General features: G+C 37.3%; 14 protein-coding genes. 8 read left to right on the forward strand and 6 right to left on the reverse strand.

Annotated features, from left to right (window positions below; translation table 11 throughout):
• Positions 1–121 precede the first annotated feature (121 nt).
• From flgK to GAB14E_RS19415, 8 genes are all read left to right on the forward strand, one after another.
• Entirely contained in the window at positions 122–2,116 is a 1,995-nt protein-coding gene (gene flgK, locus GAB14E_RS19450; RefSeq protein WP_033080757.1) for a flagellar hook-associated protein FlgK, read from the forward strand.
• Positions 2,117–2,126: 10 nt separating this feature from the next.
• Positions 2,127–3,335, forward strand: coding sequence for a flagellar hook-associated protein FlgL (gene flgL / locus GAB14E_RS19445; RefSeq protein WP_033080758.1), 1,209 nt, complete (start codon positions 2,127–2,129; stop codon positions 3,333–3,335).
• Between the two features lie 310 nt (positions 3,336–3,645).
• Entirely contained in the window at positions 3,646–4,827 is a 1,182-nt protein-coding gene (locus GAB14E_RS19440; RefSeq protein WP_033080759.1) for a flagellin, read from the forward strand.
• Positions 4,828–5,191: 364 nt separating this feature from the next.
• Positions 5,192–6,370: a flagellin gene (locus tag GAB14E_RS19435; protein WP_033080760.1), complete on the forward strand. Its 1,179-nt coding sequence runs from the start codon at positions 5,192–5,194 to the stop codon at positions 6,368–6,370.
• A 126-nt stretch (positions 6,371–6,496) separates the two neighbouring features.
• Entirely contained in the window at positions 6,497–6,919 is a 423-nt protein-coding gene (locus GAB14E_RS24400; protein ID WP_033080761.1) for a flagellar protein FlaG, read from the forward strand.
• 62 nt (positions 6,920–6,981) lie between these two features.
• Positions 6,982–8,367 carry a flagellar filament capping protein FliD gene (gene fliD / locus GAB14E_RS19425; RefSeq protein WP_331386592.1) on the forward strand — a complete coding sequence of 462 codons (1,386 nt, stop codon included), beginning with the start codon at positions 6,982–6,984 and terminating at the stop codon, positions 8,365–8,367.
• A 178-nt stretch (positions 8,368–8,545) separates the two neighbouring features.
• Positions 8,546–10,555 carry a motility associated factor glycosyltransferase family protein gene (locus tag GAB14E_RS19420; protein WP_052093436.1) on the forward strand — a complete coding sequence of 670 codons (2,010 nt, stop codon included), beginning with the start codon at positions 8,546–8,548 and terminating at the stop codon, positions 10,553–10,555.
• A gap of 163 nt (positions 10,556–10,718) precedes the next feature.
• Positions 10,719–11,627, forward strand: coding sequence for a hypothetical protein (locus GAB14E_RS19415; protein ID WP_033080762.1), 909 nt, complete (start codon positions 10,719–10,721; stop codon positions 11,625–11,627).
• Between the two features lie 204 nt (positions 11,628–11,831).
• Here GAB14E_RS19415 and GAB14E_RS19410 read toward each other — a convergent pair whose 3' ends face one another.
• From GAB14E_RS19410 to pseI, 6 genes are all read right to left on the reverse strand, one after another.
• A complete protein-coding gene (locus GAB14E_RS19410; RefSeq protein WP_033080763.1) occupies positions 11,832–13,001 on the reverse strand; it encodes a DUF4915 domain-containing protein in 1,170 nt (389 codons plus the stop codon).
• Positions 13,002–13,234: 233 nt separating this feature from the next.
• Entirely contained in the window at positions 13,235–14,410 is a 1,176-nt protein-coding gene (locus GAB14E_RS19405; protein ID WP_033080764.1) for an N-acetyl sugar amidotransferase, read from the reverse strand.
• Positions 14,403–15,110, reverse strand: a complete 708-nt coding sequence (locus tag GAB14E_RS19400; RefSeq protein ID WP_033080765.1) for a HisA/HisF-related TIM barrel protein — start codon at positions 15,108–15,110, stop codon at positions 14,403–14,405. The genes GAB14E_RS19405 and GAB14E_RS19400 overlap by 8 nt, the downstream gene beginning before the upstream one ends.
• A 12-nt stretch (positions 15,111–15,122) precedes the next feature.
• Positions 15,123–15,743 (reverse strand): imidazole glycerol phosphate synthase subunit HisH, encoded by a 621-nt coding sequence (gene hisH, locus GAB14E_RS19395; RefSeq protein WP_033080766.1) that lies wholly within the window; start codon positions 15,741–15,743, stop codon positions 15,123–15,125.
• Positions 15,733–16,872: an N-acetyl sugar amidotransferase gene (locus GAB14E_RS19390; RefSeq protein ID WP_033080767.1), complete on the reverse strand. Its 1,140-nt coding sequence runs from the start codon at positions 16,870–16,872 to the stop codon at positions 15,733–15,735. The genes hisH and GAB14E_RS19390 overlap by 11 nt, the downstream gene beginning before the upstream one ends.
• Before the next feature lie 5 nt (positions 16,873–16,877).
• Positions 16,878–17,927, reverse strand: a complete 1,050-nt coding sequence (gene pseI / locus GAB14E_RS19385; RefSeq protein WP_033080768.1) for a pseudaminic acid synthase — start codon at positions 17,925–17,927, stop codon at positions 16,878–16,880.
• Positions 17,928–17,932: the final 5 nt, after the last annotated feature.

Below are 17,932 nucleotides of genomic sequence, written 5' to 3' on the forward strand. Positions count from 1 at the left end.
GCGAAGAGTTAGGCCTCAATGTTTTAATTGCGGCAACCTTCATAAAACATATTTATAGCAAACATACTGTTGGTCTACGCTCTAGCGCTACCTCATATGCTTTGTTATCGGAGACAATATTATGACAGTGAGTTTGTACCAAACAGGTGTAAGTGGCTTACTGGCCGCCCAACAGCAGCTGGCAACAACAGGTCATAACATTGCTAACGTAAATACTGACGGCTATAACCGCCAACGTGCCGAGCAAAATGCTTCCTTGGGCCTTAATAATGGCAGTAATTACATTGGCTCAGGCACCTATATTCAGGATATCACTCGTCTTTATGATCAATTCTCACATAAAGAGCAGCTTTTAAATCAAAGTAACTTAGGTAATGCTGATTCACTCCAGGCTCGACTTACACAGCTTGACCAAGTTATGTCAACTTCGGGCAATGCTGTTGTTGGCTCCTTAGATAAATTTTATCAAGCACTGAATGGCGTTGCCGATAATCCTAACGATACCGGATTACGCAGCATAGTGATCAATCAAGCCAATATTTTAAGTAATGACTTCAATGAGCTAACTAATAACTTCAATAATATGACCAATGCGGTCAATGGTGAAATCGAACAAGTTGCTAATAGAATTTCTGAAATATCAGTAGAGTTAGCCAAGATCAATGAAACCATTATGTACTCAAAAAACACGTCGCAAGGCGGGCAGCCTAATGATTTACTTGATAAACGTGATCAACTCATTGGTGAATTAAGTCAGTTTACCCGAGTAACCACCATACAAGATGCTAATAATGTTATGACGGTTATGATAGGGCAAGGTACTACATTAGTTGCCGGTATTACGCCTATGACCCTGCAAGTAACCGCAGGCGACCCAGATGCTCAACAAACTCAGCTAAGTCTAGTAAGTAATAATAATAGTGTTGCGATAAAGGCTTCTACTCTCGGTGGTTCATTAGGCGCTAGCTTTGAATTTAGAGATGAACACCTTACACAAACTCGCACTGAAATAGACCGTTTAGCCATGGCTATATCGTCTACCTTAAACGATAGTCAGGCCAGTGGTTTAGATTTAAATGGCTTGCAAGGTGCTAATATTTTCACCGATATAAACACCAATGAATTACAACAAGGTAGAGTATTAGTACCCGCAGGTAATACCGGCACAACACAAGCACAAGTTGCTATAAATGATGTGTCGCTACTGCCTACCGATGAATTTGAAATACGCTATGATGGCGCAAATTTTACCCTGTATAATTTAACTTCCGGGGCGAGTGAAAATTTAGGTGCAGCTGGTGCGGGTGTGCCAGCAGGTACCCACACACCGACTTCACCGGATTATGGCTTTTCTTTTGTTGAAACTGGTGTGCCCGTTGCGGGAGATACTTTCACCATTATCCCCACAAAAGATAGTGCCGCGTTAATGAAAACCACATTAACCGATGGCAACGCTATTGCTGCTAGTACCGCAATTGGAGTAACGCCATCAAGTAACAATGTTAGTGAAGGTAAGGTAGAGATCACCAATGTTATTAATCCGGTTGCGGCTAGAGGTTATGACGTTACTGTCGATGTTTATGAAAGTGCGCCAGGTACCTTTAGTTACCGCGTTTATAATACGGCAACACCGCCACCAGCGCCAACTATTGCCGCAGGAACTTATGCACCAGGCGCGAGTGTCCTTGTGGATATACCAGCAGGTACCCCTGATTTTCAAATTGAAATCAGCGGTGATCTTGTTGGCTCAGGTACCAATGCACGTGAAACATTTACCTTAGGTGACGCCTTTGGCGTTGGTAATGGTAATAATGCCGTTGTTATGGCTAAAACCCAAGAGGTAGGTGTTACTAATGGCGGCAAGGAAACCTTTAGTAAAAGTTTAGCGGTATCAACTTCTGTAGTGGGCGCTAAAGCCAGTAATGCAGATTTATCAGCCGATACAGCTCAGGCTCTCTTCACTCAAGCTTATAACCGTAATCAAGCCACATCAGGGGTTAACCTTGATGAGGAAGCCGCCAACCTAATGAAATATCAACAGGCATACCAAGCCGCATCGCAAATTATTTCTACGGCTAATACGCTTTTTGACACCATTTTAGCGGCCGTTAGGTAAGGGAGGTTTTATGCGCGTTTCTACAGCTCAATTTTACTTACAAAGTGCTCAATTAATGAGTGAAAAGAATTCAGATGTTAATGAGCAGATGGCTTATTTGTCCAGTGGTAAACGGGTGCTAACGGCAAAAGATGATGCCGTATCCTACGGTACCTTAGCAGGATATAAAAATGACTTAGCTAACATTGAAAAATATAAACGTAATATCAATCAGGCTGAAAGTCATAACAGTTTACAAGAAGTTGTTTTTGCCGATGTAGAGCTTATCTTAAATAATGTTAAGGAGGCCATGCTACAAGCAAATAATGGTTCTCTGTCTGATGAAGACTTACAGACACTAGCTAATCAGACGCGAAATAGCCTTGATCAATTGCTTGATCTCGCCAACAGCCAAAATGAAAATGGCGACTATATTTTTTCAGGCTTTCAAACCGAGCAACAACCCTTTAGTCAACAATCTGACGGTTCTGTCACATACAGTGGAGATACAGGTGTTAGAGAGCTACAAGTCGCTAAAAATATAAAAATACCTACCAATCAAACAGGCGATGCTTCTTTTATGAGCGTTGACAACGCTATCGGTGATTTTAGCGCTAACTATGCCACTAATACCTCAGGTGTAGCCGTTGAGAGTGCTAACGTAACCAATCTCGGCGTGTATAACACTAGCGCTATGCCACATGATTATACCTTCACTTTTGGTCCTGGTGCCGCCGATTTGAATGTACTCGATAGTGGTGGAGCTAATGTCTTCACTACTGGGGCCTATGTTGCGGGGCAAACAGTTACCTTTGACGGAATTGACGTTACCTTAAGCGGCAATCCATTGCCGGGTGATAGCTTTACTATCAGTGAACAAGAGGAAGTAAGTGTCTTTGACACCATTAACGAGGCTATTTCCTGGATGGAACAAGGCTCTGTATCAACCACTCAAAAGCAACATCAAGTCGATTACAACGCAATACTTAATCAACTTAACTCTTCCATGACTCATATAACTTCAAGGCGAGTAGATTCAGGTATTCGCTTGCAGGTGCTTGAAAGCCAGAAGGATAGACATCTAGATTCAGAGTTAAGTCTTTCATCAGGCAGAGCCAATATTGAAGATTTAGACTTTGCCAAAGCTATTGCAGAGTTTGAGCAAGCTAAACTCGCTTTACAAGCATCGCAGCAAACCTTTAGTAAGGTGCAGGGCTTGAGTTTGTTTAACTATATTTAGCCTATGTTTGTTGACTTTCACAAAAAATAAAAAATGTGGCATGCATTTCGCATTTATTTTAATAGGTTAGAAAAAGTAAGAAATGTCATTTCAAGATTCGATATTTTGTGAGTGATAGTTAAGAAAGTGACTTTAAATTAAAAGTAAACAGAACAGAGGCTTCAGTTAGTTGTATATAATATTGATTGATTTATATCCACTAATTAATAGCAGGCTTCTAATAACCAAGCGTTATCGTCCGGTTTATGGACAGCGCTACAACTATACATAAACAGGCGTTAACATCAGTTAACACATTAGGAGTTTTATTATGGCTTTATCAGTAAATACCAATATATCATCACTAAATGCGCAACGTAACTTAACCAAATCAGGTGAGGGACTTGCTACATCAATGCAACGTTTATCATCAGGTATGCGGATTAACAGCGCAAAAGATGATGCTGCTGGCTTGCAAATCTCTAACCGTCTAACCTCTCAAATAAATGGTTTAGGTGTTGCTCAACGTAATGCTAACGATGGTATTTCAATGGCGCAAACTGCTGAAGGGGCGATGCAAGAATCAACTAATATATTACAGCGTATGCGCGAACTATCGTTGCAATCGGCTAACGGTTCAAATTCATCTGAAGATCGTGCAGCACTGCAAAAAGAAGTATCAGCATTACAAACAGAATTAACCCGCATTGCAGAAACGACTTCTTTTGGTGGTCAAAACCTTCTTGATGGCACCTTTGGTACCAAAGCCTTTCAGGTCGGCTCTAATTCAGGTGAAACAATCTCGGTTGGTCTTAAAAATATCAGTGCTGATGTTCTTGGGGATACCGATACCCATGCCGTTAGTGCGGGGGCAGTTACCGCCGGTGAACTATCTACTGCTGAGATTGGTAATGGCGGCACTATGTCTGTCTCATATGTAACAAGTACCGGCGCTACGGCAAAATCAATTGAAGTTGATATGAGCGCGGTAACGGCAACGGGCACTACAACTGATATGGCCAGTCTTGATTCGGCCTTGAATGCCTCACTTAACGGTATTGGTGTCACATCTACTGCTGGTGTACTTGGTGGTAGTATGATTTCTTCTACTGCAACTTTGACTATTAACATGGAAGATACTGCAGGCGGTGCTACGGCAGCTGCAACGGTTGGTATTTCTGTATCTGCGGCAGTAACTACGCAAGTGGATGATATCGATGTTTCAGACGTGCTTGGCTCTAGTGCTGCGGTCAGAACAATTGATAATGCATTGGCTGAAATAAATAATAGCCGAGCAGATTTGGGTGCAGTGCAAAATAGATTTAGCCATACCATTAACAACTTAGCAAATGTTCAAGAGAATGTTTCTGCATCGCGTAGTCGAATTCAAGATACAGATTTTGCTAAAGAGACAGCGCAGATGACTAAGAATCAGATATTGCAACAGGCAGGTACTTCAATTTTAGCTCAAGCCAATCAGGTCCCTCAAGCTGCACTAAGCCTATTAGGTTAGATTAGTTAATTTGTTAAAATAAAGTAAAATACAAACAAAGGCTGAATAAGAAATTATTCAGCCTTTTTATTTGATAACTATTCACCGATTGTCAATCTTATGATGTCTTTATTGTGGATTCCAGAAAGATGTCAAAACTCCGTCCTCAATGAGTAACTACGAGAATGTTGAGAAATTAGAAAAATAACTCACACTTAAGTTGGTAGGGTTATTTTGTTATTTATTAAACTTTTTCAAAAAAAGATTAAAGTTAATTTTTAAGCTGCCGTTAGAGTGTTTAGAACGGGGACTTGAAGCACTACTGATAGTTCCATATCTAATAACTAATTAACGCATTACATTTTTTGTAAGCAGGAGTTTTATTATGGCTTTATCAGTAAATACCAATATATCATCACTAAATGCGCAACGTAATTTAACCAAATCAGGTGCGGGACTTGCTGAGTCAATGCAACGTTTATCATCAGGTATGCGGATTAACAGCGCAAAAGATGATGCTGCTGGTTTGCAAATATCTAATCGTTTAACTTCACAAATAAATGGTTTAGGTGTTGCTCAACGTAATGCTAACGATGGTATTTCGATGGCACAAACCGCTGAAGGTGCGATGCAAGAATCTACTAACATCTTACAGCGGATGCGTGAACTATCATTGCAGTCGGCTAACGGTTCAAACTCTTCAGACGATCGCGCTGCACTGCAAAAAGAAGTATCAGCATTACAAACAGAATTAACTCGTATTGCAGAAACGACTTCTTTTGGTGGTCAAAACTTACTTGATGGCAGTTTTGGTACCAAAGCCTTTCAGGTAGGATCAAATACAGGTGAATCAATTTCGGTTGGCTTAAAAGATATCAGTGCTGATGTTATTGGTGATACTAATACCCATGCTGTTAGTGCTGGCGCAGTTACCGCTGGTGAGTTATCTACCGCTGAGATTGGTAATGGCGGCACTATGTCTGTCTCATATCTATCAAGTACCGGTGCTACAGCAAAAGTAATTGAAGTTGATATGAGCGCGGTAACGGCAACGGGCACTACAACGGATATGGGCACTCTTGATTCAGCCTTGAATGCCTCACTTAACGGTATTGGTGTCACATCTACTGCTGGTGTACTTGGTGGTAGTATGATCTCTTCGACTGCAACTTTGACTATTAACATGGAAGATACTGCAGGCGGTGCTACGGCAGCTGCAACGGTTGGTATTTCTGTATCTGCGGCAGTAACTACGCAAGTGGATGATATCGATATTACTAGCGCTGTTGGCTCTAGTGCTGCGGTAAGAACCATTGATAATGCATTGGCTGAGATAAATAATAGCCGAGCAGATTTGGGTGCGGTACAAAACAGATTTAGCCATACCATTAGTAATTTGGCTAATGTTCAAGAGAATGTTTCCGCATCGCGTAGTCGTATTCAAGATACAGACTTTGCCGCTGAAACCGCACGAATGACTAAGAACCAGATATTACAACAGGCGGGTACTTCGATTCTTGCTCAGTCTAATCAATTACCTCAGGCAGCATTAAGCTTGTTATAATAACGATTAGGTTAATATCGAGAAGCAAGCAAAAAAGGAAGGAGTGGTAACACACTTTCCTTTTTTGTGTTTAAGTTAGTCTTAAATTTTTAGAAAATTTTAAACTAAATAATTAAGGGGTAAATAATGAGCGTAGAATTTACAACAATGGCAACAGATACTTTGCCAGTTAACCCCAAAACAGCTCAGGGAAATAATCAGCAAACGATAAACAACCTTGCTGATACTGATCAAAGTATCGAAAATAAGTTCATGACAGCTAAAGAAACTTTAGAGGTTGAACAAATTAGCAACAAAGAAATACAAGATGAGGAAAGTGCACTGTCTACCCCTCAACTTGAAAAAGTGGCAAAACAATTGCAAGAGTTTATAGGCAAGATGAACCAAGGGTTAGAGTTTTCAGTAGATGAAGATTCTGGGCGTGATGTGATTAAAGTGATAGACCGGAAGTCGGGCGAGGTTATTAAGCAATATCCATCGGAAGAAGTTCTATCGTTGGTAGCAAAACTTTCTGAAGCGACAGGAAATTTTGTTGATTCAAAGGTATAATTGTACCTTAATCAAAGTTATCGGCCGTATTGATTTTTATTATAAAGTAAGTGAGTATTATTATGATTACATTTCAAGGGCTAGGCTCTGGTTTACAGGTTGGTGAAATTGTCGAAGCGATTGTTGGTGCAGAAAAAGTCCCTTACGAATCTCGTATGAATCAACAGCAAGCGATCATCAGTGCCGATATTTCTGCGGTGGGTGCACTCAAGTCTGCTTTAGAAAAAGTACAAGAATCGATTGCTAATTTGGCAGATGTAGATAAATACCAACAGCGCACCACTGCTGGTGATGATGACTTTATTTCATTAAGCTCAAGCAAAGAAGCAAGTGTAGGAAGTTATTCAGTTAAAGTCGATGCGCTTGCCTCATCACATAAATTGTTATCGACAGGCATCGACAGTGAAGAAGCTATAGGTGAAGGAACATTAACCTTTAATTCGGGCACTAATAGTTTTGATGTGACAGTTTCTGATACCGCCACATTAAGTGAAATTCGTGATTCAATTAATGATAATGAAGATAATGATTCAGTTATTGCCACCATCATCACCGATGATAATGGCCAACACTTGGTCTTAACGAGTAAAGACACCGGTGTTGCCAATACTATAACCGTGACTGCCAATGATGTTGGTGACGGCGACCATACTGATAATATAGGCCTTTCTCGTTTAGCCTCTAATAATTTAACCGAAGTTGATGTTGCGGCTGATGCTCAGATCACTATCGATGGCACGTTGGTCGTCACTAGTAGCACTAATGAGTTTAGCAACGTCATTGATGGCATCGATATCACAGCAAAAAAAGCTCAGGATGTTGATGATGACCTGAGTCAGGTGAAAATTAGTGAGGATAATAGCAATATTAAAGAGACCTTGGATGAATTTGTTAAAGCATATAATGAACTTGTCGACCTGAGTAGTAATTTAGGTAAAGTCGGTGATGGGAATAGCGGAATTTTATCTGGAGATTCTCTATTACGAGGGGTAATGTCTAAAATTCGCAATGAAATAAGTTCAAGTTTTGATTTTGGTAACAATGGTGAGAGCTCGCTTACTCAGCTTGGCATAGAGACAGATAAATACGGTAAACTGAGTATTGATGATAGTAAATTAAATGATGCTATCAAAGAAAATGTTGATAATGTTCAAAGCTTCTTTATTGGTACCGATGCTAAACCAGGCCTTGCTGGTACAATAAATGAAATGCTTAATTTTTATACTGAATCAGATGGCCTTATTCAGGGGCGTATAGACAGTAAAGAAAAACAACTTAGTGGAATTGATGTCGATAGAGCTAATTTTTCCAGAAAGATGGACTCGTTAGAGGCTCGGTTATCTGCGCAATATAATAGTATGGATTTACTGGTTGCGAGCTTGAATTCAACTAGTAGTTATTTAATGCAACAATTAGATAACATGCCGGGCGTAGTTAGGAAGTCTTAATAAGGCTTTTAATGCATTTTCTATATGGCTTGATTGTTGCTTCTATATTACATTGTATAGTGAATGTTTCTGCTCATTCGAGAAAGGCGCCAAAAAAATAGCGTAGTTAATACCTAGTTGTAGCCTGTAGTAAAATCATGGAAGCAGAACTTCTTTTCCTTTATTCCGTGGAGTAATAATGTTGGATACCTCGTCTTTCGCCCTAGAAAAAATGATCTTATTGGCAACCTTGCAAGCTAATCTTGATAGCCTAAAAGTATATGTCCCTGAAATTTACCAACAATTTAAATCTTATACTCCAGAAAATACTTGGGTCGTTATTGATGATGATGGCAACCCAAATTTATTTAATAATAATAAGTGTGTGTATGAAAATAATGCACGTGAATTTTGTCGTGCGCAAGTAGAGCAATATATGGCGATGCCAGATGTGTATGTATTAGATATACCTGTCGAACAAAGGCTTCTTAATCGTTATGATCATACCAGAGTATTAAGTAAAATTAGTGAAAAAAGAAAAACAGAAAACCCGATAAGATCTCGGCATTATATGGATGAAGAAAGACTCGATTTACTCCTCATATTAGGAATGGGTTTAGGTTATCAGGTAGAAGAACTCATACAACAAAAAAAAATTCAGAACTTATTACTCTGTGAACCCTCTTGCGATGTTTTTTATGCAATGCTGCACTGTTTAGAGTTAAAGCCTATTATTGAAAGTTGTAAGGCCTTAGGAGGGACAGTCACCTTTACTATTGGTGGTAATGCTCTTGATCCTGTTAACGCAATAAGTCAATTTTTTCAAAATTATGGTCATGGACATATTGGACGGTTTTATATATTTAAACATTATGACAGTGTGACCAATGACGAAACCATTAAACAATTGAAACAACTAGGTTATCGCTTACTGTTTGGTTGGGGTTTTATGGAAGATGAAATAAATGGCTTAAAACATACTTTAGCAAATATCCAATCAGGTTATAAAGTATGTAAGACAAAAAATGAATTTACCAATAAAACACCTCAACGGCCTGTGTTTATTGCTGCTAATGGTCCATCACTTGATTATTGTATGGGTTTTTTAAGGGAAAACCAAAATGAATTAATCATTATCAGTTGTGGTACAACATTAAAAGCGCTGTTAAAAAACAACATAACTCCTGATATTCATGTTGAAATGGAACGTCAAATATCTCTGGTTAAGTACATCGAGGGCATTGAACAACAGCAAGAAAAATCTTTAGTTAAGCTTAAGGATATTCAACTTGTTGCACTAAATACGGTACATCCTGAAGTCTTAGAGAAATTTAAATCGCCATTACTACTGACTAAAAATGCTGATGTGGGTGGAGTTTTCATTGAATCAATTGATAAGTTAGGTCTATACGCTATAACTAAGTACCCTAACCCAACCTGTGTAAATTCGGCGATGGAGTTGGTTACATTATTAGGTTTTAAAGAAATATATTTATTAGGTACGGACTTTGGTTACGCATCTAAAGAGCATCATCATTCTAAAGACAGTGTTTATTACGACAAAGAATATGAGTTAAAAGATACTATTGACGCAAAAATGACTGATGATTTATCACGTAAGGGTAACTTTAGGGAGTTTGTTCATACAAACGCTGTGTATGACTCTACTAGAATTAACCTAGAATTTTTATTATCAAAAAATCGTGATGTAAATGTTTATAATACCGCGGATGGAGCTTATATAACGCTCACAGAACCAAGAAAAATTGAAAATATTAAATTTTCAAGTAAACAAGAAAACAAGCAAGAATTTTTAAAAAGGTTATTGGATGATGCATTCGATAACCAACAATTAGAGCTGAGTAATGTTGTCCAAACTTTGAAAGAAAGTTCTCACGTACTTAAAGTAACGCTAGAGCAATTTGTTTTGAAAATGGATAAACAAGTGAGCTCTAGAGAGGAGCTTGCCGATATATTTGCTGATCAATATAGTCTTTTAAAAGAGCTATCTAAGCGCGAGGAATATAAATTCAACTATTGGCTTATTCAAGGTACATTTAGATATTATCAATCAATGATTATGAGCCATAGTTACCTCTATGGTGATTTAAATACCCGTAATGATTTTATGAATTATTGCTTGCATGAATTTAAAGAACACCTTACATATCTTTATAACGAATTCTTAACTACGTACAATAAAGTGTAATCGCACAATTAAACATTATATATCAGCTTTAATAGTTAGGGGATTGCATTGTAATTCCTTTTAAAGCTTGAGTACTAAGGGAGTTAAGCCCAGATATTAATTTTTAAGTCTTACCTTAACGAATGATAAATAAAACCCAAATTTAAAGGGGTAGGATTTAAATATGTGCAAATTGAAGAAAATTGATAGTATTGAAGAAAAGATTGAGCTTTATCAAGTAGCAAAAGAGGCTTTGAGTAAAGGTCAAAATATGGTTAAAACCTTGATTGATAGAGGCGCTTCAAAATCAGATAGTATTGAAATTTCCTATGAACTTCAAGCTGGAGAATATACTCGAGGTTTTAACGAAAAAAGTTTACGAAGAAATAAAGAACTTCATAAAATAATAGATAAATATTTAGCGCTTGATGGGATAGATAGTGTAGGTGTATTTGGTGTTGGAGAGGCTAAAAACTGGATCGGATATGAAGGGAAAATCAAAAGTCTTTTTGGTGTTGAATTATCCTTTTCAAGGTTAAGATTTGCTTTTGATAATATCTCTAAGTTAAAGGGAATTAATTCATTTCAGTTATTTAAAGGTGATGCTTCAGAAGTTACTTTTGCAAATAACAGTTTTGATTTGTCCATAACCCTTCATTCTATTGAGCCAAATGGTAATGAGCAGGGGGCAAAAATTCTAGAAAATGTTATCAATAGCTCGTCTAAATACATTATTTTATTTGAGCCAGATTTCTCTACTGCCCATGATGTCATGAAAGAAAGAATGATAAAGAATGATTATGTTCGCAATATAGCTGAGAAAATCTCAAAAAATGACTCGGTAAATGTTATTGATTGTTTTGTTACTGAGATTCAAGAAAATGAAAATAATAAGACTACGTGCTGGATTCTTGAAAAGGTAAATAAAGTAAAGTTATCGGAAATGAAATTAGTTTGTCCGTATACAAATGATGCCCTTGTCAATTATAAGGAGGGATTATATTCGCCGCAGGCAGGGTTAATATATTCTAAAATAAACGACTTTTTCTTGTTAAATAAACGAGATGCCATTTTTATCGGTGAAAAGCAATAAATAGCACGCTAACTAAATTGATCCAATAACAAAACCTGCGTAGCAACCTATGTCGAATACCCATATAGGATTTAAGCTAGCTTGTGCTGAAAACTAAATATCAGAAGGGGTTACTCCCCCCGAAAGATATTTACGTTAACCGATTCTCACTAAATGTCCTCATAAACACCAAACATTATTGACCTCCCGCTAATTCTTTGAGTACTATATTTGTTTAGTATTCATATTTTTTAAAAGAATAATTGCGTGAAGTTCTGATATTCTTGAGGGCAATTGAATAGAACGCGAGAAACCAAATTCTTTATTCATAATAGTGATTCGTGTATCTATTGATACTGGTTTTCGGCCCGTATCGAGGCGAGAGAAGTTTCTATTTTTACTTTCTCCAAGGTAATGATAGCTTTCATCAGAATCATAACCTCTTAAAAAACCGGGTAATTTTGCTTGTTCAGAAAAATTTGAAGCAAGTAGGGTACCTTTAAAAGAATTGAGAATGGTTAACCCTTGTTCAGGGGTGTAAGAGATGCTATGGGGCATAGTGAGATTGTTAATAATAGTCGTCATCGATCCATTGATTAGATTTACTTCAATAATGCCACCGTCAAAAACGTTTCTTTTCCAATTTCCTGTTACTGAAAACATTGATACATAGGCGATATCACCTACGACTTCAATGTCATTACAGTGATGCTGAGGGCTTTCAAATAATGCTAACTTCTTACTAAAGCTATATTCAAAGACCTCTTTACCGTTATCATCTACGGCAAGAATGCAATCACGATTACTTGATACTAGGACCCATAAATCTTTATACCTCTTTAGTCCGTGAGGACGTAAGCCCTTTCTCAAAGGAATTGTTTTTACCACCTTTAGATTATTATCTAGGATCTTTATCCCTTCACCTTGACAGGTAAAAGCATAATAACCATTTTCCAAGGAGATTAAACCATGTGTATTACCTTCATAAATTTTACTTATTTCAGGGTAATCTTGTTTTTCCGTTATTTTATAAATACCACCACCAGAAAAAGATTCGGCAGATGAGGGAAGGCCACTACTGATTAAAAAACTAAACGAAGCTTCCTCTAAGTCACTTATTTTAGATCTTTCAGCGAGTTGTTTAGCTATATTAGCTGTTTGCCCCCAAATAAAACCATAATTAGTTAATTGCTTTTTTACTTCTCCAACTGAAGTGGTGCATACGACGATCTGATAAATAGTGCTTTTATCTTTCAGTACATCAGGCGACTTTATATCGAGTCCATGAAATTTAGACCCTATAATGTCGGCATTGTTGTCAACTATAAAGTCAGGCTTTAAGGCTAAGTTTTGCTCCGCTACTACGCCACTACCAAATAAAACTATTTTTTTCATATGAGATACCCTTGTATCATAATTTTTGTAGGTTTTGATTTATGGTCACTATGATATTTATCAACCAAACGCTAATCCTCGTTTCAATAACTTTGTGATCTTGCTATGTAAAGGAAAAACAAATCAAGGCAATGTATTCGCCTGGCCGATAGCTGGCTATTGGGGAGAGTAACGCCGCCTTGGAGTATTTTAACCAGCAAAAGAGGGCAATATTTAATGAAAAGGGTATACATCTAAATCCCTTTCCCAAAATAAATAAACTCATTAATAGAACAATAAGCCTGTTCAACTAAAAAGGTTAATTTTTCAGGTAATATTATGTTTTTTTTCTCAACATCTGTTTCGCAAATTAAATTTTTTACATCATTGAGACGATGTAATTTAAACCACTCATAACCACTTTGGCTAACATCTAACCAATTGAAGAATCCACGAATATTTACCTGAGATTGATTGTATTGACTCTCTATTGCTGATGCTTCATCTCGAGTAATTCGACCATGACGGATTTCTCTGACCAAATGATCTCTAATTTTCCTGTAGCCAACTCGCTTATATTTAAGCAGATCATGAAATTGATAATAAACAGAGTTACCGGCTCTTTCATAGACATCAAAACTTGATTGATTTCTTTCTGGACGGAATCCGTGTACCAGCATTTTTTTATTCTGTACCAAAGGATCCCATCTAAAATAATTACTGAGGTAAAGCCCTTTAATACCTCGGCGAGAAAGTTTTGCTATATCAGGATACTGGTAATAATTTAAATCTCTAGTATTTACTTGAGCACCATTACCTATCAATGTATCTATATCTGTCTCAAACAGGTCATGCTCCTTTCTGCTCCATTTACTCATCTCGACTTTGTCATAATGAGAAAATTTACCTGATTGCTCGATTGCTTGATGTTGTCCCCAAATGATAAGAGGGATTTTTCTTTCATAGGCAATATGCACAGGAAAGGAAGTATGCAATGATAAAAATGGTAAAAGTATATGATCAAATTTTCGAAGAGATGTACGCACTAAGTCTTTGTATACTCTGATATCAGGATTAAAGATAACAGAGTCAACATCAAAATTTGTGATTAATTGGTGTAAATTATGCCAGCCAATATCATTTTTAAAATAATCATTAACAGCAACCACTAAGGGGGATAAGCCAAGTTCTAATACTTTAGATAAGACAAAATAGTCTTCGGCATCGCCAGTAACAGGTACAACACAATCATATCCTTTAGTTTTATTTTTAACTGTTTGTACGATTTCTTGTAATTCTTGATACCTTTTTTGCCAATTTATTTCGTTCTTTTCTTGATGTGTAGAGCAACCGGAGCAGCCTGATTCATAAACTGACAATCCAAAGGGATGTTTGGTGCTATATAAGCATTGATTACAATATTTATGCATGTTTATAGCTCTTGATCGAATATTCCTGATGTAATACTTTGTTGTCAATAAGCGCGCAAGCAAGTTTTATTTCTTTAGCCCATTTTATAACACCGTGTGAAATTCCTCCGGATATAATTAGCTTACTTTTATCCAAAGGCATAACTTTAATTATATCTTTTTCGAATTTATCGTGTAGCCCTTCATTTTGAGTATCAAATAAGATGACTTCGTTTGCGTGCCTATTAATATAATCAAAATCTATATCACGTAAAGGGATATATGTACCTTGTTGGCAATTAAAAATGTCAAGGTTACCATGTGTATATCTAACAGGGAGTAAACACTGAATTGCCTGATGGCCATAGAGATTGCATGCATGATTAAGTAAGTTGGTATTTTTATTGATAAAAATGGAAGAGAATATAAGCCGCTCTACGGGGAGGTTTGTCAGTAAGTTTAAATCTTCAGCCACTCTTATTCCACCACCAAAACTAATAGGGGTCATAGTATTTATCTGCTGAAGTAACATTAAGTCGAGATTTAGAGCCTCCCGGTTATCATTTTGTCTTACCGGTCTAATTATCGCTATTTCATCACATTGATATTCTTCAAGTGAGTCTATGACATTTTGTAATGAGCCCAGCGGTCGCATTATATTCCATTGATATGATTGGTAACATAGCCCATCTTTTAATAGTATTGTCGCTCCAGTTCTCATTTTACAGTTACCTCAAAGGATCATAGAAATTAGATCAAGACCAGTGTTCTGGCTTTTTTCGGGATGAAATTGCATACCAATAATATTATCTTTAACAATCATCGAGCTATAATTTTGAAAGTTTTCGGATATTGGTTTGCTAAAACAATGATCGTCTTGATTTATAAACCCATACTCATGGTTAAAAAACACACGCCCTTGAATCATTTTTTTTCGGGTTAATTTACACTGAGAATGAAATGATTGACTACCCATTTCATCTTTTTTAAAGTTGAAGTTTTCCCAGCCGTTATGGGAGCTATTTTTATCGAGTTTCTTAACATAACCTTTCATCAAATTAAGGCCTTCGACGCCTCCATCCTCTTCTGATGATTCAGCCAGAATCTGAAATCCAAGGCATATGCCTAAAAGACGATTACCTTTTTGTACATGCTCTAGTATTGCTTGATCAAATGAACCCTCCTTTATTCGTTTCATATACGATCCCGCGGAGCCTACCCCCGGAAGAATTAAAAATTCTGATTCAATTTCTGTTGCCTTGGTGACAATACGCGTTGCAATATTTACTCGCTCTATCCAGTTTCGAATTGAGCGGATATTACCACTACCAATATCAAGAATATCAACAACCATAATCTGTACCCACAGTAAATTTTCTAATGGGGCGCTGACCTTTCTTTATTGTAAAAATATTTTTATTAACCCATTTATTAGCAATATTCCAGAATTCAGTTTCAGTAATATCGACGTATTTTGAGTAACTTTGGATTATGCTATCGTCACAAACGCCATCGTACCTTTCAACAATTTCAATACCCTGCTCTCGAGTTATGTGCTGACTTCTTATTTTTTCATTAACAGTATCGGTTGCTCGACCGAAACCAAATTTATAATACTTAAGCATCATATTTATATTGGTAAACTCTTCATCTAACATGGATGCATTTGAGAGGTCACCAGTAATATTCTCTTCCCCAGGTCTTAAGGTAAGCCCCTCTAATGCTGCATAGGTTGAGTTATCGTCATTGCTCCAGTCATCCCAAGCAGGGCCTAAATAAAATATATTAATATCTTTTTTATCAAATAATATTTCTTCAGGATATAAATAGTGTTCTACTAAATAGTCGTGTTTTAAAGCGCTATTAATCCACTCTGTACCTCCAGCCGTTAAAGTATTGAGTTTTCTTAAGTTATTACCATCAAATTCATCAAAACCTTCAACAGCAGCATCCCCTACTTGCAATGCTGGGTTTTCACCCCAAAAAATCGTATTAACACCAAGTTCAATCGCTAACCTTGGTACAGTAGAAAACAATGACATTTCGGTTGATTTACATACATTACCGAATAATTTAAATGACTCTAACGCAAGTTTAGCTGCGCTCTTAGGTGCGGGGGTTGCTGTAATCATATCAAAGCCCATTTTAATCAAGTTTGATAAATTATTTGCGCCAACCTCAGTCATTTGTTTTGGCGGATAAGCGCAGCATATTAATAATGGACGCAATCCCAGCCGGTCTCGAACCCAATGTGCTTGTCTTGTGCTGTCTTTTCCTCCGCTCACACCGACAATGCAGTCGTATGCACCTTTGTTTCTTTGTTTTTGTCGACTAGATTTTATTTTTTCCTGAAGTATCTTTAGCTTTAGTGAAGAGCTACTGATTGCTTGGCTATCGGAATAATGGCATGCAATACATATCCCATCTTTAAAAGAGGAATTAGGCCTTAAATTGGTTGTTAAGCAGCTTTTGCAGTATTTCATAATGTTTAATCCTCAATATACTTCAAGGTTAATGCTGTACCACGAACTAATGCTTTTTTTGCCTTCTTATCAATTATTTTGTGGAGAAATTTAGGCGCTAAACCAAATCCTGGACGAATACTCTTCACATTTTCTGATGTAAATTTTTCACCCGCTTTAATATCTTTAACTACATATAATGAACGACGAAAACTTACATTACCTTGTTCCGATGCTGTTCGCTCATAATTCACGTTTCCTTTTGCAGACCATGCGGTTTTTGAATCGCGACATAATTGGGCTAATTCTTTAGGCTCCAATGAAAAACTATCGTCAGGACCTCCGCCATCTCTATTTAAAGTAACGTGTTTTTCAATGACAGATGCGCCCAGAGCTACAGCAGTAATTGCTGTTGTGTTATCTATGGTATGATCTGACAAACCGGTTAGTACGCCAAATCTTTCAGCCATATCGGGTATGGTAGCTAGGTTATATTCACAAGCTGGCGCAGGATAGCTACTGACACAATGCAAAACAACTAACTGTTTACAGCCTGCATTTTGCGCTGCTTCAATGGCTTCTTTTATTTCCTCTTCGCTTGCCATACCCGTAGATATAATCATTGGTTTACCCGTTTTGGCAACATACTCGATGAGTGGTAAATCAATAGCTTCAAATGAGGCAATTTTATAAGCGGGTGCACCTAAGGCTTCTAGCATATCTACTGCTGTGTGATCAAAAGGCGAACTAAAAATTGTGATTCCTAATTCTTTAGCTTTATCAAAGAGTGGTTTATGCCACTCCCACGGAAGGTGAGCCTTTTGGTAAAGTTGATATAAAGTTTGGCCACTCCATAGGCCGCCATGTATTTGAAAGTCTTCTGAGTCACAATCTATGGTGATAGTATCTGCAGTATAAGACTGTAGTTTTATCGCATCGGCCCCTGATAATTTAGCTTCTTCGATGATTTTAAAAGCTCTATTTATATCTCCGTTATGATTAGCTGAAAGTTCGGCGATGATATAAGGGGGATGTTTTGGCCCAATTTGGCGGCCGTCGATAAAAATATCTTTCATTTACT

The sequence above is a fragment of the Colwellia psychrerythraea genome, from assembly GCF_000764185.1.
Taxonomy (GTDB): Bacteria; Pseudomonadota; Gammaproteobacteria; order Enterobacterales; family Alteromonadaceae; genus Colwellia; species Colwellia psychrerythraea_B.

Bases quoted from the DNA above. Each gene is read 5' to 3' on its own strand.
- pseI (WP_033080768.1), bottom strand. From the start codon at position 17,927: ATGAAAGATATTTTTATCGACGGCCGCCAAATTGGGCCAAAACATCCC.
- GAB14E_RS19390 (WP_033080767.1), bottom strand. From the start codon at position 16,872: ATGAAATACTGCAAAAGCTGCTTAACAACCAATTTAAGGCCTAATTCC.
- flgL (WP_033080758.1), top strand. From the start codon at position 2,127: ATGCGCGTTTCTACAGCTCAATTTTACTTACAAAGTGCTCAATTAATG.
- hisH (WP_033080766.1), bottom strand. From the start codon at position 15,743: ATGGTTGTTGATATTCTTGATATTGGTAGTGGTAATATCCGCTCAATT.
- GAB14E_RS24400 (WP_033080761.1), top strand. From the start codon at position 6,497: ATGAGCGTAGAATTTACAACAATGGCAACAGATACTTTGCCAGTTAAC.
- GAB14E_RS19410 (WP_033080763.1), bottom strand. From the start codon at position 13,001: ATGAAAAAAATAGTTTTATTTGGTAGTGGCGTAGTAGCGGAGCAAAAC.
- GAB14E_RS19440 (WP_033080759.1), top strand. From the start codon at position 3,646: ATGGCTTTATCAGTAAATACCAATATATCATCACTAAATGCGCAACGT.
- GAB14E_RS19415 (WP_033080762.1), top strand. From the start codon at position 10,719: ATGTGCAAATTGAAGAAAATTGATAGTATTGAAGAAAAGATTGAGCTT.
- GAB14E_RS19405 (WP_033080764.1), bottom strand. From the start codon at position 14,410: ATGCATAAATATTGTAATCAATGCTTATATAGCACCAAACATCCCTTT.
- flgK (WP_033080757.1), top strand. From the start codon at position 122: ATGACAGTGAGTTTGTACCAAACAGGTGTAAGTGGCTTACTGGCCGCC.
- GAB14E_RS19435 (WP_033080760.1), top strand. From the start codon at position 5,192: ATGGCTTTATCAGTAAATACCAATATATCATCACTAAATGCGCAACGT.
- GAB14E_RS19400 (WP_033080765.1), bottom strand. From the start codon at position 15,110: ATGAGAACTGGAGCGACAATACTATTAAAAGATGGGCTATGTTACCAA.
- GAB14E_RS19420 (WP_052093436.1), top strand. From the start codon at position 8,546: ATGTTGGATACCTCGTCTTTCGCCCTAGAAAAAATGATCTTATTGGCA.
- fliD (WP_331386592.1), top strand. From the start codon at position 6,982: ATGATTACATTTCAAGGGCTAGGCTCTGGTTTACAGGTTGGTGAAATT.